Source organism: Pseudomonas sp. KH_050 (genome assembly GCF_057838875.1).
Window position 1 is genome coordinate 1362282 of record NZ_CM174478.1, and the last position, 21401, is coordinate 1383682.

Consider the following 21401-nt stretch of genomic DNA (forward strand, 5'->3'; position numbering starts at 1 on the left):
ACAAGAGATCCATCTGAGGAATATCGCTATGACCAAACTAAAAATCATTGGCATGACCTGTGCCTCCTGCGTCGAGCATGTGAAAGATGCCTTGGAGAAGATTCCGGGCGTGCATCAGGCGGATGTTGCCTACGCCAGCGGGCAGGCTGAATTGAAGGCCGACAAGGGCGTAAGCCGAGAGCAAATGCAGGCCGCCGTCGAGGCCCTGGGGTATCGAGCGACGTTCGAAGACGCCACAACACCAGTCCGTCACGGCCTGCTCGACAAGGCTCGGAGCTGGCTGAGCGGTGGCACTGACGCCGGGAAAGAGGGTGACAGACTGCACGTTGCGGTCATCGGCAGCGGTGGCGCCGCCATGGCGGCCGCGCTCAAGGCGGTGGAAGGCGGTGCGCGCGTCACGCTGATCGAGCGCGGCATCATCGGCGGCACCTGCGTCAACGTGGGCTGCGTGCCCTCCAAGATCATGATTCGCGCCGCGCATGTGGCCCATCTGCGCCGCGAAAGCCCGTTCGACGCCGGGCTTTCTGCCATGACGCCGACCGTCCTGCGCGAACGTCTGCTCGTGCAGCAACAAGACCGTGTCGCCGAACTGCGCCACGCCAAGTACGAAAGCATCCTGGAGAGCACGCCGGACATCAGCGTGCTGCGCGGCACCGCCCGTTTCCAGGACGGCCACACGCTCAGCGTGGAACTGGCCGAGGGTGGCGAGCGCATCGTGGCCTTCGACCGCTGCCTGGTTGCCACCGGCGCAAGCGCGGCCGTTCCGCCGATTCCAGGGCTGAAAGACACGCCGTACTGGACCTCGGACCAGGCACTGGCGAGCGACACAATCCCTAAGCGGCTCGCCGTGATCGGCGCCTCCGTAGTGGCGGTGGAACTGGCGCAGGCCTTCGCCCGGCTGGGTAGCGAGGTCACGATCCTGGCACGCAGTGCGATGTTCTTCCACGAAGACCCGGCCATCGGCGCGGCGGTGACGGAGGCCTTCCGTATGGAGGGCATCGAAGTGCTGGAGCAAACGCAAGCCAGCCAGGTGTCCCACGCCAACGGCGAGTTCGTACTGGCCACCAACCATGGTGAGTTACGTGCCGACCAACTGCTCGTCGCCACCGGCCGCACGCCCAATACCCAGGGCCTGAACCTGGACGCGGCCGGCGTGCAGCTGGACGAGCGCGGTGGCATCCAGATCGACCAGGGCATGCGCACCAGCGCAGCGGATATCTATGCGGCCGGCGACTGCACCGACCAGCCGCAGTTCGTCTATGTGGCGGCAGCGGCTGGTACCCGCGCGGCAATCAACATGACCGGCGGCGAGGCCAAGCTCAATCTCGACGTCATGCCGGCCGTGGTGTTCACCGATCCGCAAGTGGCCACCGTCGGCTACAGCGAAGCCGAGGCGCAGCACGCCGGCCTCAAAACCGACAGCCGCACCTTGACCCTGGACAACGTGCCGCGCGCGCTGGCCAACTTCGACACGCGGGGTTTCATCAAGTTGGTCGCCGAAGCGGGCTCCGGCCGGCTGCTGGGCGTGCAGGCGGTGGCCCCGGAAGCGGGCGAACTGATCCAGACGGCGGTGCTCGCCATCCGTGCCCGGATGACCGTGCAGGAACTGGCTGACCAGTTGTTCCCCTATCTGACGATGGTCGAGGGGCTGAAGCTCGCCGCACAGACCTTTAACAAGGACGTCAAACAATTGTCCTGCTGCGCCGGGTAATGAGAGAGGGAGGTTGAAACATGAGCAACACGGCAGACGATCTCGGTAGGTGCGACAGCCTACGCAAGACATGGCAGGTGATCAGCATCTGGGGGCTGCCTGCCGTCGTGTCCAGACTGCTACTGGCTCTGGGGGCTACACCGTTGCTCCTCTGGCTACCTGAGCGCTTGGCTGGAAGGAAATATCTGGGCGCCCCAGTTTACGTTGAAGACCGGGAGTGTCGGTGATGAATTCCTACTCCATATCCAAATTGGCCGAGGACGCGGGCGTCAGTGTCCATATAGTCCGCGATTATGTGCTGCGCGGCTTGCTGCATCCCGCGCGGCGCACGGAAAGCGGTTACGGCATTTTCGATGAGCGGTCCCTGGCGCGGCTGTGCTTCGTGCGTGCCGCCTTCGAGTCCGGTATCGGACTCGACGAATTGACACGGCTCTGTCGAGCGCTCGATGCAGACGATAGTACCGATGTGATCGGGTGTATCGACCGCTTGCTTGGGCAAATCGCGACACGGCTGGCAGCTTTAGCCGCAGTGAAAACGGAGTTGGTCGGACTGACCCATCGCGCCGTCGAAGGTCACACCCATGCGTAATACCAACCAATTCGAATCAATCAAAATGCCCCGCTGGCGCGCCTACACATGGGGTGTGCTCGCCGCGCTCACTTGCCCCTGTCATTTGCCGGTGTTGGCATTGCTGCTTTCAGGGACTGCGGCCGGGGCCTTTGTCAGCGAACATTGGAGCCTTGCCGCGCTCGCACTGGCGGTTGTCTTCATCCTTTTCCTGAGAGCGGCACTGCGGGCCTTTCAGGAGCGGCGGTGACCAGCTCAGACACTGCGCGGTCTCCGCTACCGAATTGCGGCAGGCTCGGGAGCGTCGGGAGTTTTTGCTGCAGTACCAGCCCCAGGTCGATCTGTGCACCGGTGCGGAAGGGTTACTAGGTTTTCTTGGACGATGGAGGAACCCCATCATGAACGCAAACCACACCCCACCATCAATTGCTGCGAATGTTGCAAGGAAGGTTCCCTTGACACCGCGCTTATTCCAGAAGGTACCGAGTACGTCGTGCACTTCTTTGGCCTGGAGTGCTTTCAGCGTTCCAAGTCGCGCGTGGATGAGAGCGCGGCATCCGAGCCTGGCCATCCTTGCACACCAAAGGTCAGTACCCGTCACGACGGCTAAAACAGCAATGAAATGGGACAGGAACTATGGAAACCACGCTGTACATCACCAAAATCGTTGAAAGCCTCTCGTCTGCGAATAGCACTGATGATTTCGCGGACCTCTTCGTTGCTCTTCTTCGCCAGATTGCCTTGGGAAGTCCAGTTTCACGAGAGACGCTTGGAGCCGCGCTCAGTTGGTCTACCGAAAGAACCGCGGCGGCACTTGACCAGATACCCGGCACCGAGAACGACGAGGAGGGGAACATCGTCGGCTATGGCTTGACGCTGCGCAAGACGCCTCATGCTTTTGAAATCGATGGCCAACGCCTCTACACCTGGTGTGCACTGGATTCCTTGATGTTCCCCATGATAATTGGCAAGGAGGCGCGCGTGCTTTCGCGCTGCCCCGCGACAGGAGCGCCAGTGTCGCTCATCGTGACACCGGATCAAGTCAGTCATATTGAGCCTGCGGAAGCAGTGGTATCGCTGCTGCTGCCGGATGAATCGTCCGACATCCGCCGCTCCTTTTGCTGCCATGTGCATTTTTTCGCCTCTGCCGCTGTGGCCGACAAATGGATGTCGCAACACGGCGAGACGGCGATTGTTGTTAGTGTTGAGGAAGCGTTTCGTCTGGGGCACGCGATCGGTTGCAAATTGTTAGATCCTGCCGGACCAGCCCCATCGTGAATGCCTACTCGTGGTCAGGTCGGATGCAAGCGCCTAGTTAAATGGAGTGCAAATGGGTGGTCACGTCGATGCAATTACACAGTCCGCTGCGTACTGCTGTGCGCGCTAAAATTCCCCCGCCTCGTTTCACCTGGGTAACCGTCCGCTTCTGGCCGTTTTCTGCCCATCGTGAGAGGCAGAAAACGACCCAAAGCGCTTATCTAGGACAGGTGACTATCAGTGTGCTTTCTTTAGTCCCTTCAAGCGCACATTCGCCCTCTGCACCGCAGCCATTTTTTCAGGCCGCTTCATGCGTTTCCACTTCCTGATGTCTTCCTTGCTGCGCCCGCAACTCACACACAGATCGCCGCTCAACTGGCAGACCGAAATGCATGGGTTTTCGATTTCTTTAGCCATCGTCAACCACCCTGGATCACGCGCGGCTGCGCAAGGCGCTTCTGCCAATCACCACCATGAGTGCGTTGGCACTCCTCCTCAGAGTCGAACCGGACAGTGTGATCTGAAGGTTTAACATCAATGTTTGCCTCGATCAACGCGATAGCTGTCAGCTCGAAAATCCGCGCTTTCACGTTAGACTGGGCGAGCTTTTTGTCGCTCAACGTTTCGAACACCCAAGTCACCTTCAGTGTTTGAGCAAAGGCGTTCAAGTCAGCTGTATGGGTGAGCCAGGTAAAACCTTTGATTTCACCTTTTGCGGTCTCGCAGGCATCGGTAAGCGTTGTAACTAAACGGCGCTCGATCCGAGCAAGTTCACGTTTGCCCAAGGGCATAGCGGGCTCCTTTGGAGAGGAAAAAGGGAAGCACTTTGCACCGTGTGTAGGGAGAAAGCCGCAAAAGGACTCAAGCCTGTTCACGAAATCAGCCAACAATTAACCCTGCTTGGTAGCCCTAGCAGGAGTCAGAAGGAGGTGCATTCGATGATTTCCCCCCCTGTGAGCATCTTTAACAGTCCCACGAGGTTTTTTAGTTGCCAGGGCTCTCCGCCATAATTACCGCCGAAGCTTCGCGTTATCATCGATGGTTATTTATTGATCACTGAAGCATAGGCAGCCCAATCGATTGCTGGGACCGTTCCCAGGGATTGGAGTCGAGCGAGGAGGCGGAATAAGAAATAGATGAGTGCCCCTTCAGAGCCGACAACTTTTAAGCTGTCATCGAAACTGTCGAACGCACCGTCATCAAGGGCGCATCCACAATCCAACCTCTCCATATTTTCGATCGGAAGATTTTTTAGAAAATGCTCTCCTAGCCCATCCGCCCAACTCGATTTCGCGGCAACGATGCCTGCGATGATTGGAAATAGCGGCTTCGGCGCAAAGGTCCCGCCGGCATGCGCGATGGGAACAGAGGTTCGGTGTAGCTTTCGCACCGAGGCAGCTTTATCCCCGGCATACTCGATATAGCTTTTATCGAAATGTGGCTTCGATTCGAATACGGCATACACCGCTTCGACTGGGATGTATCGATGGTTCTGTTGGTCAAGCAGCGTAGGAGTGAAGTGACGGTCAAAAATCACAATGTCAATCTGATCACTGCGATTACCTAGGCTGTCGATCACTAAGCCTGTATTCACCGCATAACGGTTGGGTAGGTAAGACCGGAAAATATCGATCCAATGATCTTCGTTGACTGCGCCGTGGGTCCCTGCGTGTGAAATGGATTGAGCCGCCCGTTTCAGTTTGATTGCTAATTCCGCCTGAACGTCTACGAAGGACTCTTTCATCCAGGCTGTATCGGCAATGCGATCTTTTTTGGTGGCCATAATTCACTCCTTATCGATGCATTCAGTGGAACGGCAAGCTATTGGCGGCTAACGGACGTGATCTTGAAACGGAGGTGTCGGATCCATTTTTCGTGCGATTTCCACTGCACGTATTGGATCAACAGCTTGCGTCGGATAGGCATCCAAAACTATCGATGGGATCAGACGCTGGGTCAGGTCCGAGAATGTGAAGCCTGGAACTTTGCCATCTTTAGGACCCGTGAACTTCACCATGGCTTCGATGATTGATGCCGGGATGCCAAGCGTACCAAGCTGCCTAGTCAGAATGTATCGACGCTGCTCGTCATTTGGACGATCGAAAGTAAGCACTTCAGCCGCGCGGCGACGTACAGCCGGGTCCAGGGAATTAAGGCGGTTGGTGCACATGATTACCGCCGCTGGAAGCTGAGCGTTTGCGATCCTGTCGATGCCCCGGATGAAAGCATTAACGCCTGCGCGATCTTCGTGGTGCATCTGAGCGTTTTCACGGGATTGAGCTAGCGCGTCTGCCTCATCCACGAGCAGGATGACAGCTCCACGGGAGCGTCCTTCTCTGGATTTGAGCTTTTGTGCTTCTTCAATGGTGTAGTCAAAAGCTGCTGAAATAAGCTGAGTCATCTCGCCGACTCGACCTTGTCCGCGAGTGGAGAGGCTCAATGGAAAAAGTGTGATGCCAATTTTTTCTTGGCGCGCGACAGCATCACCAATCGTTTCCCCAAGCTCCGACTTGCCTGAGCCCACGTCGCCGGCCAGGACAACGAGGGGAGGGCGCCGTAGTACGGTTTCCAACAAGGCTACGGAATTAGGGTGAAAGTTATTTGCCCACTCGGTCAAACCAGTCGAGTTGACCAGCAGACCAAGGGCTTTTGTCAGGCGCAGCTTCTGTTCATCCAGACCTACTAGCCTCGCCAAGCGCGCTTGGGGCTCGAAGTCTGGGTAATTCACTCGGTTTTCGAACAGTTCATCAAGCGTAGGTTTAGTGCTCATTAGAAACTCCTTACTGTCGAGCGATTGAGGGCGCGACCACCCGAGGAATAAGAGCGGTCGTCGACGAGATAGCCGCTAACACCAGGTGCTGAAGCAGTACCGCGAGAAAATGGTCGCTCTCTTTCAAAGGCGTCTTTTTCGCTTTGCGTAGAGAGTTCCCAAGCCGCGCTATAAGTCAGGTAACTGTAGAAAGTGGCACCTGAGATATCCGCCCCTGGGCGAATGCGACCAGGAGAATCGTCGGTCCCTGTGCCCGAAAGCTCAGACGCTGAATAGTTGAGTGTGGGTTCGATCCAGTTTTCTCCACGCTTGAATCCGTAGATCACCGATCCGAGAAAACCCGCCTTCAACAGCAGGGTTATCTCCTGTTCGAAGTCAAGAATTCGTTGAGTGGTCGGTGTCCCATAAAGACGCTGGAGGCGCATCAGATCGGCAGCGACCTTTGCGGCCATATGCTTGGCATGGGTGAGAGTAAAGGTTTGGGTCTCCGCGACCGTATAGCTGTAAGACGACATATTGCTACCTCACACTTGGAAGGAAGACCCAAAGACCTGTTGCCAGTAACCGACAGTTAGCTGCTTTGTCGGCGCATAAAGAGCTGCATCGATGGCGTCACCTGCATCCAGAGCAGCGTCGATGATTGCGTCGACATTTTGCTTTGTGTAGAGGCAGGCGACGTTGTTGTCGGGGTTTACTGGATCGATGATTTGCACGGGATCTGTGAATACACCGACCTTTGAGGCTGAGTAGTTATCTTCGAAGAAGATTTTTTCCCGAAGCTCTGAGCGAGCGATGTACGTAAAGAAAGCCTGTAGGGCTTCGGGGTAATCGGAAAAGTCGACGCCTTGGTCGCTGAGTTTTGCCAAGATCATTTCGATCATGAACGACTTGAAGCGAAATCCGTCGCGCTCCTGTTTCATCAGTCGGGCCCAGAATTTCACAAGCCTTACGATTTGCGCGTAATGAGTAGGCTGTGCCTGCTTACGCTTTTTTGCGAAGGCCAGGTGCAGTGGGATGCTAGTTTCCAGAAAGGAGCCGTCATCTTGGCTGATCAGGTTGCCACGCCATTCAGGCAGGCCCGAATACAAGACAGGAACGATGTCGACGTCCAGGCCCGAACCGCGAAAGGAAACAGTTACGGAATAGGTTTGTGGTACCACTTGATCAGGGGTGAAGTTCGGAAAAGCCTTACGCAGTTTTTCCGCCAGGTAGTCGAGCAGCGCCTTGGTGTCATGTGGAGCATCGGAGCCACTCACATAAACAGCGACATCGATGTCATTCAGGGAGCGTAGCGCGGTGCCTTTCGCCAAGCTCCCGGAGACCATCATCCGCTTCAATGAAAAGTCAGGGTGATCGGAAAGGTAGCCTTCCAACTTGTCCTGCAAACGTCCTGCCTGCTCCCGATATGCGCTAGCCTTGTCTTTCGGAAGGTTCACCTTTTCTTCGGCAAATCGAACGAGGTCTCGGTGATCAACGTGTTCTCTGGACATACCTGCCCCCAGTGGGAATAGATCAGTTGAAGGCAGGACGACTACACCTAAACTGCGGGTTATCGGCTAGCCAGACAAAAAGTTCGGTATAGCGAACTTTTTGTAAACCTACTCCTTCTATCGCGGTTGTCAAACGCTTTGTTCGGAATAGTGGTACTATTTTTACCAATCACCATCAAAAGGGAGGCGCGATCGTGACAACCCGTCTCGGCGAAAAGCTTCGCGACTTGCGCAAGCAACGCGGGCTGACCTTAGAGAAGCTGGCGGACATGGCAGGTCTGAGCAAAAGCTATCTCTGGGAATTGGAAAACCGTGAGTCTCAGCGGCCCTCCGCGGAAAAGCTAACGGCCCTAGCAGACGTTTTAGGCGTAGCGACACCGTATTTTTTTGAAGAGGATGTCCGTGCACCACAGGAACGGCATTTAGACGATGCATTCTTTCGCGGGTACAAAAACCTTGAGCCAGATGCGAAAGAGCAGCTTCGAAAGATTTTGGAAACCTTCAAAAAGGGATCTTGATGAGCGACGAGCAGGTATGGACACCTCAAAAAGCTGCTAACCGGCTATCTAAAATCTCAGAGGCATTCGGTAAGGCGCATGGCGGGGGCAGGTTCCCGGTCGATGTGCCTTTGCTCGCGTTGGAGGCTGCTAACATTTTCGGCTGGTCTGACCCCATTACCGAGGTCAAGCCTGTCGATATCAAAAGCTTCGACGGCGCGCTGTTCCCGGATGGTGAGCGTAAGAAATGGATGCTTTTGTTTAATAGCGCGATGTCATCACCAGGTCGTATCCGTTTTACCCAAGCCCACGAGTTAGGCCATTACATTCTGCACCGACAGATGCGTGAGGCATTCCAGTGCAGTAATGACGACATGCTTGATTGGGAAGAAAAAACGATTGAGGCACAGGCTGATCTTTTTTCCTCTTACCTGCTTATGCCTTTGGACGATTTTCGAGCGCAAGTCACGACGCTGGTCGATCTTGAAATGCTTGGGCACTGTGCAGATAGATATGGCGTATCGCTGACCGCAGCTGTGTTGAAGTGGATTCAATACACGGAAGAAAACGCCGTCCTGGTCTTGTCACGTGATGGCTATATGCAATGGTCTTTTTCGAGCCGACAAGCAGCGCGTGCCGGTGCTTTTTTTCGGACTCGAAAACAAACTGTTGCCGTACCGGCAGGCTCTATTGCCGTCGCACCTGGAGTGAAGCATGAACGACGAGGCATCGAAGTACCCGCCAAAGTCTGGTTTCCTCATGCTGATGCAGGGATGTCGGTCCGGGAGATGAAAGTATCCTCTGACCAGTTTGATTACGTCCTATCTCTCCTCTACCTGCCGCGATCAGCATCGGTATGGCGTCCATCTGAGACTGAAAGGCATAGCTGGTAACATTCGACGAAGCCGGTCCTCTATTCCGGACTATCGGAAGCTTGCGTTGGACAGATCAGATGTCAGCATCCTTAAAAAGGATCTTTGGATCTAATGTAGTTCTTTCAATTCCCTCCAAGAGAGTTTTTACGAAGGCTTCGGAGGCCCCATTCTTTGGATCATCTGGTATCAGCGAGTGTTCCGTTTTAGAGGTTCTGAGAACAATCATTCTGAAAATTAAGGTCATCGAACGCAGGAACACCTTGCGCGGAGGAGAGCCTTTTTCGCCAATGCCATAGTAATTCAGCTCCATACATCGAGACTTGATGCTATGTGTTTCAAACGTCTTGGGCGCCGTGCTATGAGCGAATTCATTTCTGATGGCGCGTAGCAGGTGGAGGTCCTGCCTGAGAGCATTAGGTAATAGGCCCAACAAAAAAGCATGGTCTATTCTTCCCGAAAATGATCCAAGCGCGCCGTTAAAAGAAAAAGCGCTTTTGATAAGCTTCTTATCATTTACCATTTTTGACTTTATGAGCTTTGCGAGTTCTTCACAGAGGATCTCCGCGGCAACCAAGGCAGCACCTCGGTCGCTTTCTTCGTTAAGAGTCTCGGTAAACTCTCTGAGTTGCTTGAAGCTAGCCGCCGCTTCCTTCGTTAGGTAGCTATAAACCACCTCCTCAAGCTCCTCCATAAATTTGTGTTCGTCGCTTTTTTCGTCGTCAGCCATGGTTTTCTCGAATAGAGGAGCGTTCGCAGAATTGAGAGTTCTGAATTGCCTTTTTTTAGACATCTCTGAAGGGGCTTTTGGCCGAAACGCGCGCTTCATGGGAGGCTACTTTCGACACCATAGATGTCGGACATTTTGTTTAGAGAACCATATGAAATTCACTAGGACTGTCGTATTCGCATAATCGCATCTGTAATCGCCTTTGCATTTGTGTCCAGGGTTTCCATTGCCACTGCTGCATTAACTGCGACACTCTCTACGCCATTCTCTGACAACCACTTGCTGATCTCTTCGATCGCCGCGCTTAGGGCATGCTGATTGTGCAGGAGCAGTGTCAGAGCATCTGCAGTGGCGATCTTGCAGCCTGAGTTATCTGGCATGGCGGTCGTCCTTGGGTAATGGTTAAAGAAGTCTAGTTCATCCCACCGCTGACTACGGCTGGGTAGGTCATCGCATAGAAGCTCGACCGAGAGCAGCGACCGAATGACAGCAGGCAGTCACAAATGGCGATGTACAGCCAGAGGCGGTCCTGTGTTGACTGAAAAATGGAGCCGGTTCAGATCCAATGCAAACAAGTTGTTACGGCCGTGTAATTACCAAAGAGCACTATTTTTGAAAAATTTGATAATTTACAATCTATTGGAGATTAAAATAGCGACGCTCCACGGATAGTCCACCCCGTCATCCGTCTTGCTGTACGTATGCTGATGGAACGTCATGGCTATGAAGTCATCGCGGAGACGGGTAATGGCGTGGATGCGTTGCAACTGGCCCGTGAGCATATGCCGGATATTACTATTCTGGATATCGGGATTCCAAAGCTGGACGGTCTGGAAGTTATTGCGCGTTTGACTTCCAATCCCATGCCATTGAAAGTGCTGGTGTTGACCTCACAAACACCCGGGCATTTTTCCATGCGTTGTATGCAGGCCGGTGCCGCGGGATATGTGTGCAAGCAACAAGACCTCACCGAGTTGCTCAGCGCGATCAAGGCGGTACTTTCCGGTTACAGTTATTTCCCCAATCAAGCGTTGCATACCGTGCGATCGAGTATGGGCAATGCCAGCGAAGCCGACATGGTGGACCGTCTGTCTGGCCGGGAAATGATGGTTTTGCAGCAGCTCGCACGAGGAAAGACCAACAAGGAAATCGCCGATGGCATGTTCCTCAGCAATAAAACCGTGAGTACCTACAAGACCCGCTTGCTGTTGAAGCTCAACGCTCGCTCATTGGTTGACCTGATCGAGCTGGCGCAGCGCAATGGGTTGGTGTGAGTTCCAATCCCCAAGACTGTAGGGAAGTTGTAGCCGGGGGCGACTGTATCTGCGCTGCTGCCCTCAAGCGATCGTCCGTGGCTTCCTGAGTTCCTGCAAACGATGCTTTCGCGGGTGATGTGTCGGGCACTGCTTCATCGGTCCACAGGACGCCTGTGGCGAAACGAATGACCGCTGGTCAATGCTGGACACCCTACAAAAAAGCCTCCGTTTCGGGAGGCTTTCAGGTGTTAAAGGTCAAAGTCGTAATCGGCCAGTTGCTTTTGCAGGCGCCGTTCTTCCAGCAGGTTGTCAATGGTGCGGCGTTTGCTGAGATTGGTCTTCGCGACCTCCACCACAGGCTCGGCGTCGTCTGCTTCAACAGCGGTGAAGTCGTCTTCTACGTCCAGTTGCTCTTTGCCAGTGCTCATAAGGTTAACTCCAGGCTTCGACTGCCATTGGCGCTCCTTATATCGATAAACCGGGTGCGGGTAAAAAAGATTTTTTCAATCGGTTTATCAATAAAGCTAATAGCCCCTCAATCGTCAGAGGTCTTGTGCTTGTATTCGCACAGGTCTTCGATCCGACAGCTGCCGCAGCGTGGCTTGCGGGCCAGGCATACGTAGCGGCCGTGGAGGATGAGCCAGTGGTGGGAGTCGAGCAGGTACTCCTTGGGCACGAACTTCATCAGTTTTTTTTCTACCTCCACGACATTTTTTCCCGGCGCCAGGCCCGTACGGTTACTAACCCGGAAAATATGCGTGTCGACGGCCATGGTCAGCTGGCGAAAAGCAGTGTTGAGCACTACGTTGGCGGTTTTTCTACCGACCCCGGGAAGCGCTTCCAGCTCTTCTCGCGTTTGCGGGACCTGGCTGCCATGGCGCTCCACCAGCAATCGGCAGGTTTCGATCACATTTTTAGCCTTGCTGTTGAAGAGGCCGATAGTCTTTATGTATTCCGACAAGCCTTCGACACCCAGGGCATGAATCGCTTCGGGGGTATTGGCGACCGGGAACAGTTTCGCGGTGGCCTTATTGACGCCGACGTCGGTGGACTGGGCCGAAAGGATCACGGCTATCAGCAGTTCAAACGGCGAGGAATAGGCCAGCTCGGTTTTCGGTTCCGGGTTGTCTTCGTGAAGCCGACGGAATATTTCCAGACGTTTTGCGGCATTCATGGGTAAAGCGTTTCCTTGAAGGCGGTCAGTGTGGTTTGGAGAAGGCGGCGCAGGCCTGTTTTGCGGCAATCAGCAGCCCCAGCAGAATAAACCCGCCCGGTGCGAGGCTGAGCAGACGCGGCCCTGTGTCCTGAGCCCATAACCAGAGCTGCCAGTGAGTGTCGGCGGATCTGGCCAGCCATGCCAGGTCGCTGCCCAGCGAACCCGTACCGAGAACTTCGCGCAGCGTGCCCAGCGCAAGCAACAGTGCACCGAACAGGCCGGACAGTCTTACACGTTCAGGCATTGGGCTGTGTTCGAAAAAGCCGCCGAGTTCGAGCAGCACGCATTGCAGTGCAATCAGCCCCACGTAGATTCCCAGGCTTTGATGCAGCTCCAGCGACCAGACCTGCAAGGCCAGCCCTGCACAGCTGACGATAGTGGTCGCCAGCAGGATGCTGGCCGCCAGACGCAGGTTCGGACTGAGCCAGCGGCGAATCGCTTTCATGGCCATGCCATAGAGGGTGATGACCAGAACGAACATCAGCCACACGCCAATGGCCTTGACCAAGGTGTCGCTGACGCCAATCAATGGCGCGAGCATCAGCGAGTTGCGCAGTGTCGAGGTCTCAGTCATGAGCAGGCTTTCCTGTGAGTTGCGCCTGATGCTCGTCGAAATAACGCAAGGCATCATGAATGGCGCTGATCACCGACCTTGAGGTAATCGTGGCGCCGGCCATTTGATCGAACTGGCCATTATCCTTTTTCAGTGCCCAGCCTGAGTCGGCCAGCTCATTGCGCGATTTCCCGGAAAAACCCCGTAGCCAAGGGTTCGGGGTCACCGCAATGTTCCCTCCCAGTCCAGGGGTTTCCGTTTGTTTGAGGGTTTTCACGCCCAGCAGCTTGCCGTTGGCCCCGATCCCGATCAACAGTTCGATGGGGCCGGCGTAGCCCACTGTCTGGCTGCGCAGAATCACTGCGCTGGGTTGAGCGGATTGAGTCGCCAGATAGCCACCCAGTAGTGTGCTGCTGCCAAGTTGCACATCGTCGATCGATAGTGGCTTATCCAGTGGCTGATTGTCGTAGCTGCCTTGGGGCAGCATTTCCAGCAGGTTACGACTTTCTATCGCCCGTCGTTCTGCCGCGATGTACGGCGTGGCAATTCGCTGCGCGAGGAATGCCGCGCTCGCCCCCAGACCGGCCAGCAACACCAGGATCAGCACACCGATGTTTCGGTTCATGGCACAGACGGCTCTGGTTGCGGGGCGAAGAGGCGCTCCAGTGCGGGCACGCTGAGGTTCATCAACAGCACGGCAAACGCAATGCCGTCTGGATAACCCCCCCAGGTTCGAATCAGATAGGTCAGCAGGCCCACGCCCGCTCCGAACAGCAACCTGGCTTTTGGGTTTTTGGCGCCTGAGACCGGCTCGGTGACGATGAAGAACGCGCCGAGCATGCTCGCCCCGGTCAGCAAGTGGAACAGAGGCGAGCCATGGGAGTCGGAGCCCGAACCGTTCCAGCAGAGCAGGCTGATGATGAACAGACTGGCCAGCATTCCGACCGGTGCATGCCAGCTGATTACCCGCCGTTGCAGCAAAAACGCGCCACCGGCGAGGAACGCCAGATTGACCCACTCGACGCCTTTGCCACCCCAGTGGCCGAACGCCGCATTGCTGGCGAACAGTTCATCCATGGTCAGACTTTTATTGATCCGCAAGCTATCCAGGGCAGTGGCCCGGGCCCAGGCATCGGCTGGCTGGGTACTGAAGCCGAAAACCTGCTGCAGGCCGCCAAACAGATCCATACCGTGGGACGCCGGCCAATGAGTCATCTGCTGTGGAAACGACACCACTGCCAGTGCATAACCCAGCATTGCCGGATTGAACGGGTTTTTGCCGACTCCGCCATACAGATGTTTGCCGAAAAACAGCGCGAACGTGGTTGCGGTCAGGGTTAACCACCAGGGGCAGTAGGGTGGTAGCGCCAGTGCCAGCAATGTCGCGCTGACCAAGGCGCTGCCATCGCTCAGGGAGGGTTTGAGCGGGTGCTTGCGCAAACCGAGGACGGCCGCCTCGACGGCCAGTGCCGTGAAACCGGCCAGCAGCAGGTTGATCAGCACGCCCCAGCCATACAACCAAAGTAAAACGAAGATGCCCGGCAGGGTTGCCAGCAGCACCAGCTTCATTGCCTGCTGAAGGCGCTCGTCGACCGTTTCAAGAGGCGTCATAAGCATTTACCTGGCGCTCGGCTTCAGCCAACGCTCGCCCCAGAGCCGCAATCTGCTCGCTGGGAGCTTCGCTGTCCTGGGCTTTTTTCAGTTCGGCGCGGCGCATGGCCAGTTGGATTTTCGCTCGCTTAAGCTCGGCATCCTTAGGCTGAACCGGCTGCGGCGCGGGCTTGGTAGTGCTTTCAAGCTGTGCCAGCGCTTGCTCGGCGAGCTCGAACTGTTGCTGCAGAATGATCAGCTGCGATTGCTGCTCGAAGGTGGGTGGATGCCCGAAGGCTTTCAGTGACTTGTTCAGTTGTGCGCGGCTCATCGCCAGATCGATTTTGGTCTTTTTCAAGGCAGCATCGGCAGCGGCGGCTTTCTGCGCCTGAACTCGCTCAATAGCGGCCTGAACCGGGTTGACGGGTGCTTCGTTGTGCTGCGTTGGACGCTGGGCCCGGGCCAGGCGCTCGGTCTGCTTTTGCTGTTCTTCACGGTGTAGACGGGCATTGCGTTGTTCGAAACGCTGCCGTGCGTGATTGCGCTTTTCGGCGCGGGCACATTGTTCCTCAAAACTGAATGCCAGCCCGCCGACAATCGGCAACACGCTGGCCTGCGGTAATGGATGCATTTCAATGCAATCCACTGGGCAGGGCGCCACACACAGGTCGCAACCGGTGCATTCGTCGATGATCACGGTATGCATCAATTTGGCCGCGCCGACAATCGCATCCACCGGGCAGGCCTGGATGCATTTGGTGCAGCCGATGCATTCCGCTTCACGAATAAAGGCGATTTGCGCCGGCGCCGGACCACGTTCCGCGTCCAGTTCCAGTACCGGTACTTTCAGCAACTCGGCCAGGGCCGAAATGGTCTCTTTGCCGCCCGGTGGGCACTTGTTGATCGCCTCGCCATTGGCAATGCCTTCAGCGTAGGGTTTGCATCCGGGGTGGCCACATTTGCCGCATTGGGTCTGCGGCAACAGGGCGTCGATGCGTTGAATCAGACTCATGTTTTGATCAGTCCGCTGAATCCGAGAAATGCCACTGCCATCAGCCCGGCGCTGATCAGTTCGATCGGCAAGCCGCGAAAGGGCAGGGGCACATCATTGTTGGAGGTGCGTTGACGCAAATCGCTGAACAGGCTCAACACCAGCCAGAAACCAAGGCCCGCGCCGAGGCTCAACGCAGTGGTATAGCCCAGGCCTCTGTCGTCCTGGGTGCTGAGCAGGGCCAGGCCGAGAGCGCCGGCGTTACCCAGCAGCAAAGGCCATAGGCCGCTGAGCGACAGCTGTGGAAGCCAGCGCGAAAGCAGACTCAGGATCGGCCTGATCAACACCACGCACAGAGGCACGAAGATGAACAAACCCAGCGAGGTCAGCGCAAGGGGGGCCAGCAGGTAGTGATAGAACCCGTAGTTCAGTACGCAACTGATCAGCATCAGGCAAGTGGTAGCAATACCCAGGGCATGCACTTGTCGACGCTCGGCACCCGGTTCGCGGGTGGTCTGCAGCAGCGGATCGACACCCAGCGGCCAGTGCAATACGAAATTATTGATCAGGGCTGCGCTGATAAGTGTGAGAAACAGGTCGGTCATGGTCGTGCCGGGTTGTGCGAGCAGGTCTGCCTGCCTACAGATTAGGCATTATCCGGCAAGGAAGGAGGGTGGGCCAGATATGAAAATCCCACCGCCACAAAACAACGTGACGGTGGGATCGATCGAGCAGGGACGCTTACTTGATCCGCTGACCTGGCTTGGCGCCGCTGTCCGGGCTCAGCAGGTAGATTTCTTCACCGCCGGGACCTGCCGCCATCACCATGCCCTCGGAGATCCCGAAGCGCATTTTGCGTGGCTTGAGGTTGGCGATCATCATGGTCAGTCGACCTTCCAGCTCGGCCGGGTTCGGGTAGGCGCTCTTGATGCCGGAGAACACGTTGCGCTGCTCGTCGCCGATATCCAGGGTCAGGCGCAGCAGTTTGTCGGCGCCGTCCACGGCTTCGGCCTTGAGGATCAGCGCTACACGCAGGTCAACCGCGGCAAATGTGTCGAACTCGATCTCCGGCGACAGCGGGTCCTTGGCCAGTTCGCCGTTGCCTTGAGGTGCGGCAGCTTCGCCGGTATCGGTCTGGCTGGCGGTCAGGTCTTCTTTCGAGGCGTCGGTCATGGCTTGCACTTTTAGCGGGTCGATCCGGGTCATCAAGGGTTTGAATTCGTTCAGCTGATGGTTGCTGAGCAGGTTCAGGTGGTCGTTCCAGGTCAACGGCGCGACGTTCAGGAACGCCTCGGCATCAGCGGCCAGCAATGGCAGCACCGGCTTGAGGAAGATCACCAGCTGGCGGAACAGGTTGATGCCCAGGGCGCAGATCGCCTGAACTTCTTCCTGTTTGCCTTCCTGTTTGTTCAGCGACCACGGCGCCTTGTCGGCGATCCAGGCGTTGGCGCGGTCGGCCAGGCCCATGATCTCGCGCATGGCGCGGGCAAAGTCGCGAGCCTCGTAGGCTTCGGCAATGCTCGGCGCCGCGACGAGGAAGGCTTCGGTCAGCTCTGGCGCGGCGTTGCCGGCCACCAGCACGCCAGCGTTGCCTTTATGAATGAAGCCGGCGCAACGGCTGGCGATATTGACGACTTTGCCCACCAGATCCGAGTTGACCTTCTGTACGAAGTCTTCGAGGTTCAGGTCCAGGTCGTCGACACCACGCCCCAGCTTGGCTGCGTAGTAGTAGCGCAGGTATTCCGGCGACAGGTGATCGAGGTAGGTCCGGGCCTTGATGAACGTGCCGCGGGACTTGGACATCTTCTGCCCGTTGACCGTCAGGTAGCCGTGCACGTTGATGCCGGTTGGCTTGCGGTAGCCCGCACCGTCCAGCATCGCCGGCCAGAACAGCGCGTGGAAGTTGACGATGTCCTTGCCGATGAAGTGGTACAGCTCGGCGTTCGAATCCTTGGCCCAGAACGCATCGAAGTCCAGTTCCGGACGACGGGCGCAGAGGTTCTTGAAGCTGGCCATGTAGCCGATTGGCGCGTCCAGCCAGACGTAGAAATACTTGCCTGGTTCGTCGGGAATCTCGAAGCCGAAGTACGGCGCATCGCGGGAGATGTCCCACTGTTGCAGGCCGGCGTCCAGCCATTCGGCGATCTTGTTCGCTACGGCGTCTTGCAGGGTGCCGCTGCGGGTCCAGCTCTGCAGCATTTCCTGGAAGTCCGGCAGCTTGAAGAAGAAGTGTTGCGAATCTTTCAGGACGGGCGTGGCCCCGGAAATTGCCGACTTCGGATCCTTCAGGTCGGTTGGCGCGTAGGTCGCGCCGCACTTCTCGCAGTTGTCGCCGTACTGGTCTTCGGTACCGCATTTCGGGCAGGTGCCCTTGATGAAGCGGTCGGCCAGGAACATTTTCTTTTCCGGGTCGAAATACTGAGTGATCGAACGCGTGGCGATGTGCCCGGCGTCGCGCAGCTTCAGATAGATCAGGCTCGACAGCTCGCGGTTTTCTTCGGCGTGGGTCGAGTGGAAGTTATCGAAGTCCACCAGAAACTCGGCAAAGTCGGCGCTGTGTTCAGCCTGGACGTTGGCGATCAGTTGTTCCGGGGTGATGCCTTCCTTTTCCGCGCGCAACATGATCGCCGAACCGTGAGCGTCGTCCGCGCAGACATAGAGGCATTGATTGCCGCGATGCTTCTGGAAGCGCACCCACATATCGGTCTGGATGTACTCAAGCATATGGCCAAGGTGGATTGAACCATTGGCATAGGGCAGGGCGCTGGTGACGAGGATCTTGCGTGGCTCGGACATGGGGCTCGGCTACTTGATGAAACGGAGGTCGAGCACTATAAAGCGCTGGCGCATATTTTTCACCCTTGAGGCTGTTTCCTCTGATGATCGAGTTGGTGGAGGCCCTGAAAGATCGCAGCCTCGCTGCGCTCGACAGCTCCTACGGGGGGTGCGATCTTTTGGGCATGCCGTCTACCCGCCAGAACAGGTAGGATAGCCCCCTGAATTTCTAAAGCCTTGCTATCGGAGTTGCCCATGAGCGCCGTCAATCGCGCAGCGGTGGAAGCCGTCCTTCGCCAATACACCGACCCTTATCTGAACCAGGATCCGGTCAGCGCCGGTTGTGTCCGCGCCATCGATATCCAGGGTGATCGCGTCAGCGTTGCGCTGGAACTGGGCTACGCGGCCGGCCTGTTCAAGAGCGGCTGGGCGCAGATGCTGCAAATGGCTATCGAAGGTCTGGACGGGGTGGCGATGGCCAGGGTCGAGATCACTAGCGTGATTGCCGCGCACAAGGCTCAGGCGCAGATTCCGGGGCTGGCCAATGTCAAAAACGTGGTGGCAGTGGCTTCCGGCAAGGGCGGCGTGGGTAAATCCACCACCGCCGCCAACCTGGCGCTGGCGCTGGCTCGCGAAGGCGCCAAGGTCGGGATTCTCGACGCGGACATCTACGGTCCGAGTCAGGGCATCATGTTCGGTATTGCCGAAGGTACCCGCCCAAAGATCAAGGACCAGAAATGGTTCGTGCCGATCGAGTCTCTCGGTGTCGAGGTCATGTCCATGGCCTTCCTGACCGACGACAATACGCCGATGGTCTGGCGCGGTCCGATGGTCTCGGGCGCGTTGTTGCAGCTAGTGACACAGACGGCCTGGGGGGATCTGGATTATCTGGTGATCGACATGCCGCCAGGCACCGGTGACATTCAGCTGACGCTGGCGCAAAAGGTCCCGGTGGCCGGTGCGGTAATAGTCACCACGCCGCAGGATCTGGCGCTGCTGGATGCGCGCAAGGGCGTGGAAATGTTCCGCAAGGTCAACATTCCGGTGCTGGGTGTCGTGGAAAACATGGCCGTGCACATCTGCTCCAATTGCGGGCATGCCGAGCATCTGTTTGGCGAAGGCGGCGGCGAGAAGCTGGCCACTCAATATGGTGTCGAACTGCTGGCCTCGCTGCCGCTGTCGATCGTGATTCGTGAGCAGGCCGACGGTGGCAAGCCGACGGTCATTGCCGAACCTGACAGCCAGATTGCCATGGTCTATCAGGAACTGGCCCGTCACGTCGGGGCACGGATCGTTCTGCAGGAAGCCGCAACGCCAGCGATGCCGAACATCACCATCAGCGACGATTGATTCGCGGTGCCCCCTAAAAGATCGCAGCCTCACTGCGCTCGACAGCTCCTACGGGGGCTGCGATCTTTTGATCTTGCTTTAAATGCGCTTTAGATTCGCAACCCGCCATCCAGCTCCAGGATCCGGCCGGTGTAGTAATCATTCTCGAAGATGTAGGCCGCCGAGTGGGCGATTTCCTCGGGTTTGCCCATGCGTTTGAGCGGGATGCCCGAGGTCATTTTTTCCAGCGCTTCAGGCTTCATGCCCAGAGTCATCTCGGTTTCGATGAAGCCCGGTGCGATACCCGCTACACGAATCCCGTAACGCGCCAGTTCCCTGGCCCAGGTCACGGTAGTTGTGGCGACTCCGGCCTTGGCGGCGGAGTAGTTGGTCTGGCCAACGTTACCGGCGCGGGAAATCGACGAGATATTGATGATTGCGCCCTGATTATTCAGCTCGATCATCTTCGCCGCCACTTCGCGGGTACAAAGGAACACGCCGGTCAGGTTGACGTCGATCACCGCCTGCCATTGGGCCAGACTCATCTTGGTCATTTCACCGTCCTTGACCTTGACCAGCAGGCCATCGCGCAGGATTCCGGCATTGTTGATCAAACCGTGGATCGCGCCGAAATCATCGGCGACCTGCGCGACCATATGGCTCACTTGTTCTTCATTGGCGACGTTGCACAAATAAGCGCGTGCTTCGACACCAGCGGCCTGGCAGGCCGCCACGGCCAGATCGAGTTTTTCCTGGTTCAGGTCGACCAGGGCCAGCTTGGCGCCCTTGATGGCGAGATACTCCGCCATGCAGCGGCCTAAACCCTGGCAACCGCCAGTGATAATGATTACTTTGTCAGTGAGTTCCATTCGCATGCCCCGGTAGCAGATCAGAGTGGTTCCCTTTTATATAGCCTCTCTTGCGCGCCTGATGTGGCCTGGCTGCCTATGAGAACTGCCCCGATGGCGCCACTGCAGACTTTCACCAGCTGCCCGTCTGTTTTTTGACGGATACTATATAAGGAGTCATAAATTGAGCGTTGATGCCGCTAAGCATGCCCGAGAATTGTTACTCAAGGAATACCGTGGAATGTTGTCGACGCATTCCAGGGCAATGCCCGGTTTTCCTTTTGGCTCAGTGGTTCCTTATTGCCTGGACGAGCAGGGGCGGCCGCTGATCCTGATCAGCCGGATCGCCCAGCACACCCACAACTTGCTCAGGGATGCCAAGTGCTCACTGCTGGTAGGCGAACGTGAGGCTGAGAATGTGCAAGCCGTCGGGCGCCTGACCTATCTGGCCGAGGCTGAAAAGCTCAGTGATCCCGAGGCGATCGAAGCCGCCGCCGAGCGTTATTACCGCTACTTCCCCGAGTCGCAGAGCTATCACAAGGCCCATGACTTCGACTTTTGGGTGCTCAAGCCAGTCCGTCATCGCTACATCGGCGGTTTCGGTGCGATTCACTGGGTCGATCAGTTGACCCTGGCCAATCCCTTCGCCGGCAAGGCTGAAGCGAGCATGGTCGAACACATGAACAATGACCACGCCAAGGCTATCGCCCATTACGTCGAGTTGGCCGGGTTGCCGAAAACCGTGCCGGCGCAACTGGCCGGCATCGACAGCGAAGGCATGCACTTGCGTATTGGCCAGGGCCTGTACTGGCTGCCCTTCCCAAGCCCTTGTAATACGCCGACACAAGTGCGCGAAGCCTTGGTTTTTCTGGCTCACGCCGAGTATTGGCCAAAAAATGAGGCGGCTGACGCTTGAATTCAGGAAACAGCGACGTCATCTAATGTGAA

The 21401-nt window shown here is 56.8% G+C and carries 27 protein-coding genes; 10 read left to right on the forward strand and 17 right to left on the reverse strand.

All coding sequences use genetic code 11. The features are described 5' to 3' along the window. Window positions 1-28: 28 nt before the first annotated feature. The 5 genes from merA (at window position 29) to merB (ending at window position 3557) form a co-directional block, all read left to right on the forward strand. Window positions 29-1711, forward strand: coding sequence for a mercury(II) reductase (gene merA, locus AC3IUA_RS06270; protein WP_168758825.1), 1683 nt, complete (start codon window positions 29-31; stop codon window positions 1709-1711). Between the two features lie 226 nt (window positions 1712-1937). Continuing rightward, window positions 1938-2300, forward strand: coding sequence for a mercuric resistance transcriptional repressor MerD (gene merD, locus AC3IUA_RS06275; protein WP_168758823.1), 363 nt, complete (start codon window positions 1938-1940; stop codon window positions 2298-2300). Continuing rightward, window positions 2293-2529, forward strand: a complete 237-nt coding sequence (gene merE / locus AC3IUA_RS06280; RefSeq protein WP_168758822.1) for a broad-spectrum mercury transporter MerE — start codon at window positions 2293-2295, stop codon at window positions 2527-2529. The genes merD and merE overlap by 8 nt, the downstream gene beginning before the upstream one ends. Before the next feature lie 132 nt (window positions 2530-2661). After that, complete coding sequence (locus AC3IUA_RS06285) at window positions 2662-2889, forward strand: DUF3330 domain-containing protein (RefSeq protein ID WP_168758821.1); 228 nt, start codon at window positions 2662-2664, stop codon at window positions 2887-2889. 26 nt (window positions 2890-2915) lie between these two features. Next, window positions 2916-3557 (forward strand): organomercurial lyase MerB, encoded by a 642-nt coding sequence (gene merB, locus AC3IUA_RS06290; protein ID WP_168758918.1) that lies wholly within the window; start codon window positions 2916-2918, stop codon window positions 3555-3557. 216 nt (window positions 3558-3773) lie between these two features. Here merB and AC3IUA_RS06295 read toward each other — a convergent pair whose 3' ends face one another. The 6 genes from AC3IUA_RS06295 to AC3IUA_RS06320 form a co-directional block, all read right to left on the reverse strand. Further along, window positions 3774-3953, reverse strand: a complete 180-nt coding sequence (locus AC3IUA_RS06295) for a DUF1289 domain-containing protein (protein WP_096511483.1) — start codon at window positions 3951-3953, stop codon at window positions 3774-3776. Window positions 3954-3955: 2 nt separating this feature from the next. Continuing rightward, a complete protein-coding gene (locus AC3IUA_RS06300) occupies window positions 3956-4327 on the reverse strand; it encodes a hypothetical protein (protein WP_168758917.1) in 372 nt (123 codons plus the stop codon). 251 nt (window positions 4328-4578) lie between these two features. Next, the gene (locus tag AC3IUA_RS06305; protein ID WP_168758916.1) at window positions 4579-5319 is read right to left on the reverse strand and encodes a DUF6602 domain-containing protein; all 741 of its coding nucleotides are present in this window, start codon (window positions 5317-5319) and stop codon (window positions 4579-4581) included. A gap of 48 nt (window positions 5320-5367) precedes the next feature. Then, the gene (locus tag AC3IUA_RS06310; protein WP_168758915.1) at window positions 5368-6306 is read right to left on the reverse strand and encodes an AAA family ATPase; all 939 of its coding nucleotides are present in this window, start codon (window positions 6304-6306) and stop codon (window positions 5368-5370) included. Further along, entirely contained in the window at window positions 6306-6821 is a 516-nt protein-coding gene (locus AC3IUA_RS06315; RefSeq protein ID WP_168758914.1) for an HORMA-1 domain-containing protein, read from the reverse strand. The genes AC3IUA_RS06310 and AC3IUA_RS06315 overlap by 1 nt, the downstream gene beginning before the upstream one ends. 9 nt (window positions 6822-6830) lie before the next feature. Beyond that, entirely contained in the window at window positions 6831-7796 is a 966-nt protein-coding gene (locus AC3IUA_RS06320; protein ID WP_063341191.1) for a CBASS oligonucleotide cyclase, read from the reverse strand. 194 nt (window positions 7797-7990) lie between these two features. Here AC3IUA_RS06320 and AC3IUA_RS06325 point away from each other — a divergent pair, with 194 nt between their 5' ends. Then, window positions 7991-8314 carry a helix-turn-helix domain-containing protein gene (locus AC3IUA_RS06325; RefSeq protein WP_063341190.1) on the forward strand — a complete coding sequence of 108 codons (324 nt, stop codon included), beginning with the start codon at window positions 7991-7993 and terminating at the stop codon, window positions 8312-8314. Beyond that, window positions 8314-9186, forward strand: coding sequence for an ImmA/IrrE family metallo-endopeptidase (locus tag AC3IUA_RS06330; protein ID WP_168758913.1), 873 nt, complete (start codon window positions 8314-8316; stop codon window positions 9184-9186). The genes AC3IUA_RS06325 and AC3IUA_RS06330 overlap by 1 nt, the downstream gene beginning before the upstream one ends. A 55-nt stretch (window positions 9187-9241) precedes the next feature. Here the strand turns inward: AC3IUA_RS06330 and AC3IUA_RS06335 are convergent, their stop codons facing one another. Both AC3IUA_RS06335 and AC3IUA_RS06340 read right to left on the reverse strand, forming a co-directional pair. Next, on the reverse strand, window positions 9242-9895 hold the full coding sequence (locus tag AC3IUA_RS06335) for a transcriptional regulator (protein ID WP_168758912.1): 654 nt from the start codon (window positions 9893-9895) through the stop codon (window positions 9242-9244). A 161-nt stretch (window positions 9896-10056) separates the two neighbouring features. Next, on the reverse strand, window positions 10057-10275 hold the full coding sequence (locus AC3IUA_RS06340; protein ID WP_168758911.1) for a hypothetical protein: 219 nt from the start codon (window positions 10273-10275) through the stop codon (window positions 10057-10059). A 321-nt stretch (window positions 10276-10596) separates the two neighbouring features. On the opposite strand from AC3IUA_RS06340, the gene AC3IUA_RS06345 reads away from it, so the two are divergent. Further along, window positions 10597-11169: a LuxR C-terminal-related transcriptional regulator gene (locus tag AC3IUA_RS06345; protein ID WP_489359625.1), complete on the forward strand. Its 573-nt coding sequence runs from the start codon at window positions 10597-10599 to the stop codon at window positions 11167-11169. 230 nt (window positions 11170-11399) lie between these two features. Here AC3IUA_RS06345 and AC3IUA_RS06350 read toward each other — a convergent pair whose 3' ends face one another. From AC3IUA_RS06350 to metG, 8 genes are all read right to left on the reverse strand, one after another. After that, window positions 11400-11579, reverse strand: a complete 180-nt coding sequence (locus AC3IUA_RS06350) for a PA3496 family putative envelope integrity protein (RefSeq protein WP_018926601.1) — start codon at window positions 11577-11579, stop codon at window positions 11400-11402. A 107-nt stretch (window positions 11580-11686) separates the two neighbouring features. Beyond that, complete coding sequence (gene nth / locus AC3IUA_RS06355; RefSeq protein ID WP_489359626.1) at window positions 11687-12325, reverse strand: endonuclease III; 639 nt, start codon at window positions 12323-12325, stop codon at window positions 11687-11689. 25 nt (window positions 12326-12350) lie between these two features. Next, window positions 12351-12941, reverse strand: coding sequence for an Rnf-Nqr domain containing protein (locus AC3IUA_RS06360; protein ID WP_489359627.1), 591 nt, complete (start codon window positions 12939-12941; stop codon window positions 12351-12353). Next, window positions 12934-13545, reverse strand: a complete 612-nt coding sequence (locus AC3IUA_RS06365) for an RnfABCDGE type electron transport complex subunit G (protein WP_489359628.1) — start codon at window positions 13543-13545, stop codon at window positions 12934-12936. The genes AC3IUA_RS06360 and AC3IUA_RS06365 overlap by 8 nt, the downstream gene beginning before the upstream one ends. Then, complete coding sequence (locus tag AC3IUA_RS06370; RefSeq protein ID WP_489359629.1) at window positions 13542-14531, reverse strand: RnfABCDGE type electron transport complex subunit D; 990 nt, start codon at window positions 14529-14531, stop codon at window positions 13542-13544. The genes AC3IUA_RS06365 and AC3IUA_RS06370 overlap by 4 nt, the downstream gene beginning before the upstream one ends. Next, on the reverse strand, window positions 14518-15522 hold the full coding sequence (rsxB, locus tag AC3IUA_RS06375) for an electron transport complex subunit RsxB (protein WP_489359630.1): 1005 nt from the start codon (window positions 15520-15522) through the stop codon (window positions 14518-14520). Before rsxB ends, AC3IUA_RS06370 begins: the two co-directional genes overlap by 14 nt. Continuing rightward, window positions 15519-16106: an electron transport complex protein RnfA gene (locus AC3IUA_RS06380; protein ID WP_489359631.1), complete on the reverse strand. Its 588-nt coding sequence runs from the start codon at window positions 16104-16106 to the stop codon at window positions 15519-15521. The genes rsxB and AC3IUA_RS06380 overlap by 4 nt, the downstream gene beginning before the upstream one ends. A gap of 136 nt (window positions 16107-16242) precedes the next feature. After that, complete coding sequence (gene metG, locus AC3IUA_RS06385; RefSeq protein ID WP_489359632.1) at window positions 16243-18297, reverse strand: methionine--tRNA ligase; 2055 nt, start codon at window positions 18295-18297, stop codon at window positions 16243-16245. A gap of 234 nt (window positions 18298-18531) precedes the next feature. Between metG and apbC the strand changes: the two genes are divergently transcribed. Next, window positions 18532-19626 (forward strand): iron-sulfur cluster carrier protein ApbC, encoded by a 1095-nt coding sequence (apbC, locus tag AC3IUA_RS06390; RefSeq protein WP_489359633.1) that lies wholly within the window; start codon window positions 18532-18534, stop codon window positions 19624-19626. 89 nt (window positions 19627-19715) lie between these two features. Here the strand turns inward: apbC and AC3IUA_RS06395 are convergent, their stop codons facing one another. Further along, entirely contained in the window at window positions 19716-20474 is a 759-nt protein-coding gene (locus AC3IUA_RS06395) for an SDR family oxidoreductase (RefSeq protein ID WP_489359634.1), read from the reverse strand. A gap of 163 nt (window positions 20475-20637) precedes the next feature. Here AC3IUA_RS06395 and AC3IUA_RS06400 point away from each other — a divergent pair, with 163 nt between their 5' ends. Then, window positions 20638-21369, forward strand: coding sequence for a HugZ family pyridoxamine 5'-phosphate oxidase (locus AC3IUA_RS06400; RefSeq protein WP_489359635.1), 732 nt, complete (start codon window positions 20638-20640; stop codon window positions 21367-21369). Window positions 21370-21401: the final 32 nt, after the last annotated feature.

Coding starts and splice junctions, on each gene's coding strand:
- AC3IUA_RS06340 (WP_168758911.1), bottom strand. CDS start 10,275: ATGCCAGATAACTCAGGCTGCAAGATCGCCACTGCAGATGCTCTGACA.
- rsxB (WP_489359630.1), bottom strand. CDS start 15,522: ATGAGTCTGATTCAACGCATCGACGCCCTGTTGCCGCAGACCCAATGC.
- AC3IUA_RS06320 (WP_063341191.1), bottom strand. CDS start 7,796: ATGTCCAGAGAACACGTTGATCACCGAGACCTCGTTCGATTTGCCGAA.
- AC3IUA_RS06380 (WP_489359631.1), bottom strand. CDS start 16,106: ATGACCGACCTGTTTCTCACACTTATCAGCGCAGCCCTGATCAATAAT.
- AC3IUA_RS06310 (WP_168758915.1), bottom strand. CDS start 6,306: ATGAGCACTAAACCTACGCTTGATGAACTGTTCGAAAACCGAGTGAAT.
- AC3IUA_RS06335 (WP_168758912.1), bottom strand. CDS start 9,895: ATGGCTGACGACGAAAAAAGCGACGAACACAAATTTATGGAGGAGCTT.
- AC3IUA_RS06285 (WP_168758821.1), top strand. CDS start 2,662: ATGGAGGAACCCCATCATGAACGCAAACCACACCCCACCATCAATTGC.
- AC3IUA_RS06330 (WP_168758913.1), top strand. CDS start 8,314: ATGAGCGACGAGCAGGTATGGACACCTCAAAAAGCTGCTAACCGGCTA.
- metG (WP_489359632.1), bottom strand. CDS start 18,297: ATGTCCGAGCCACGCAAGATCCTCGTCACCAGCGCCCTGCCCTATGCC.
- apbC (WP_489359633.1), top strand. CDS start 18,532: ATGAGCGCCGTCAATCGCGCAGCGGTGGAAGCCGTCCTTCGCCAATAC.
- AC3IUA_RS06350 (WP_018926601.1), bottom strand. CDS start 11,579: ATGAGCACTGGCAAAGAGCAACTGGACGTAGAAGACGACTTCACCGCT.
- AC3IUA_RS06365 (WP_489359628.1), bottom strand. CDS start 13,545: ATGAACCGAAACATCGGTGTGCTGATCCTGGTGTTGCTGGCCGGTCTG.
- merA (WP_168758825.1), top strand. CDS start 29: ATGACCAAACTAAAAATCATTGGCATGACCTGTGCCTCCTGCGTCGAG.
- nth (WP_489359626.1), bottom strand. CDS start 12,325: ATGAATGCCGCAAAACGTCTGGAAATATTCCGTCGGCTTCACGAAGAC.
- AC3IUA_RS06345 (WP_489359625.1), top strand. CDS start 10,597: ATGCTGATGGAACGTCATGGCTATGAAGTCATCGCGGAGACGGGTAAT.
- AC3IUA_RS06370 (WP_489359629.1), bottom strand. CDS start 14,531: ATGACGCCTCTTGAAACGGTCGACGAGCGCCTTCAGCAGGCAATGAAG.
- AC3IUA_RS06395 (WP_489359634.1), bottom strand. CDS start 20,474: ATGGAACTCACTGACAAAGTAATCATTATCACTGGCGGTTGCCAGGGT.
- AC3IUA_RS06360 (WP_489359627.1), bottom strand. CDS start 12,941: ATGACTGAGACCTCGACACTGCGCAACTCGCTGATGCTCGCGCCATTG.
- merB (WP_168758918.1), top strand. CDS start 2,916: ATGGAAACCACGCTGTACATCACCAAAATCGTTGAAAGCCTCTCGTCT.
- merE (WP_168758822.1), top strand. CDS start 2,293: ATGCGTAATACCAACCAATTCGAATCAATCAAAATGCCCCGCTGGCGC.
- AC3IUA_RS06305 (WP_168758916.1), bottom strand. CDS start 5,319: ATGGCCACCAAAAAAGATCGCATTGCCGATACAGCCTGGATGAAAGAG.
- merD (WP_168758823.1), top strand. CDS start 1,938: ATGAATTCCTACTCCATATCCAAATTGGCCGAGGACGCGGGCGTCAGT.
- AC3IUA_RS06300 (WP_168758917.1), bottom strand. CDS start 4,327: ATGCCCTTGGGCAAACGTGAACTTGCTCGGATCGAGCGCCGTTTAGTT.
- AC3IUA_RS06295 (WP_096511483.1), bottom strand. CDS start 3,953: ATGGCTAAAGAAATCGAAAACCCATGCATTTCGGTCTGCCAGTTGAGC.
- AC3IUA_RS06315 (WP_168758914.1), bottom strand. CDS start 6,821: ATGTCGTCTTACAGCTATACGGTCGCGGAGACCCAAACCTTTACTCTC.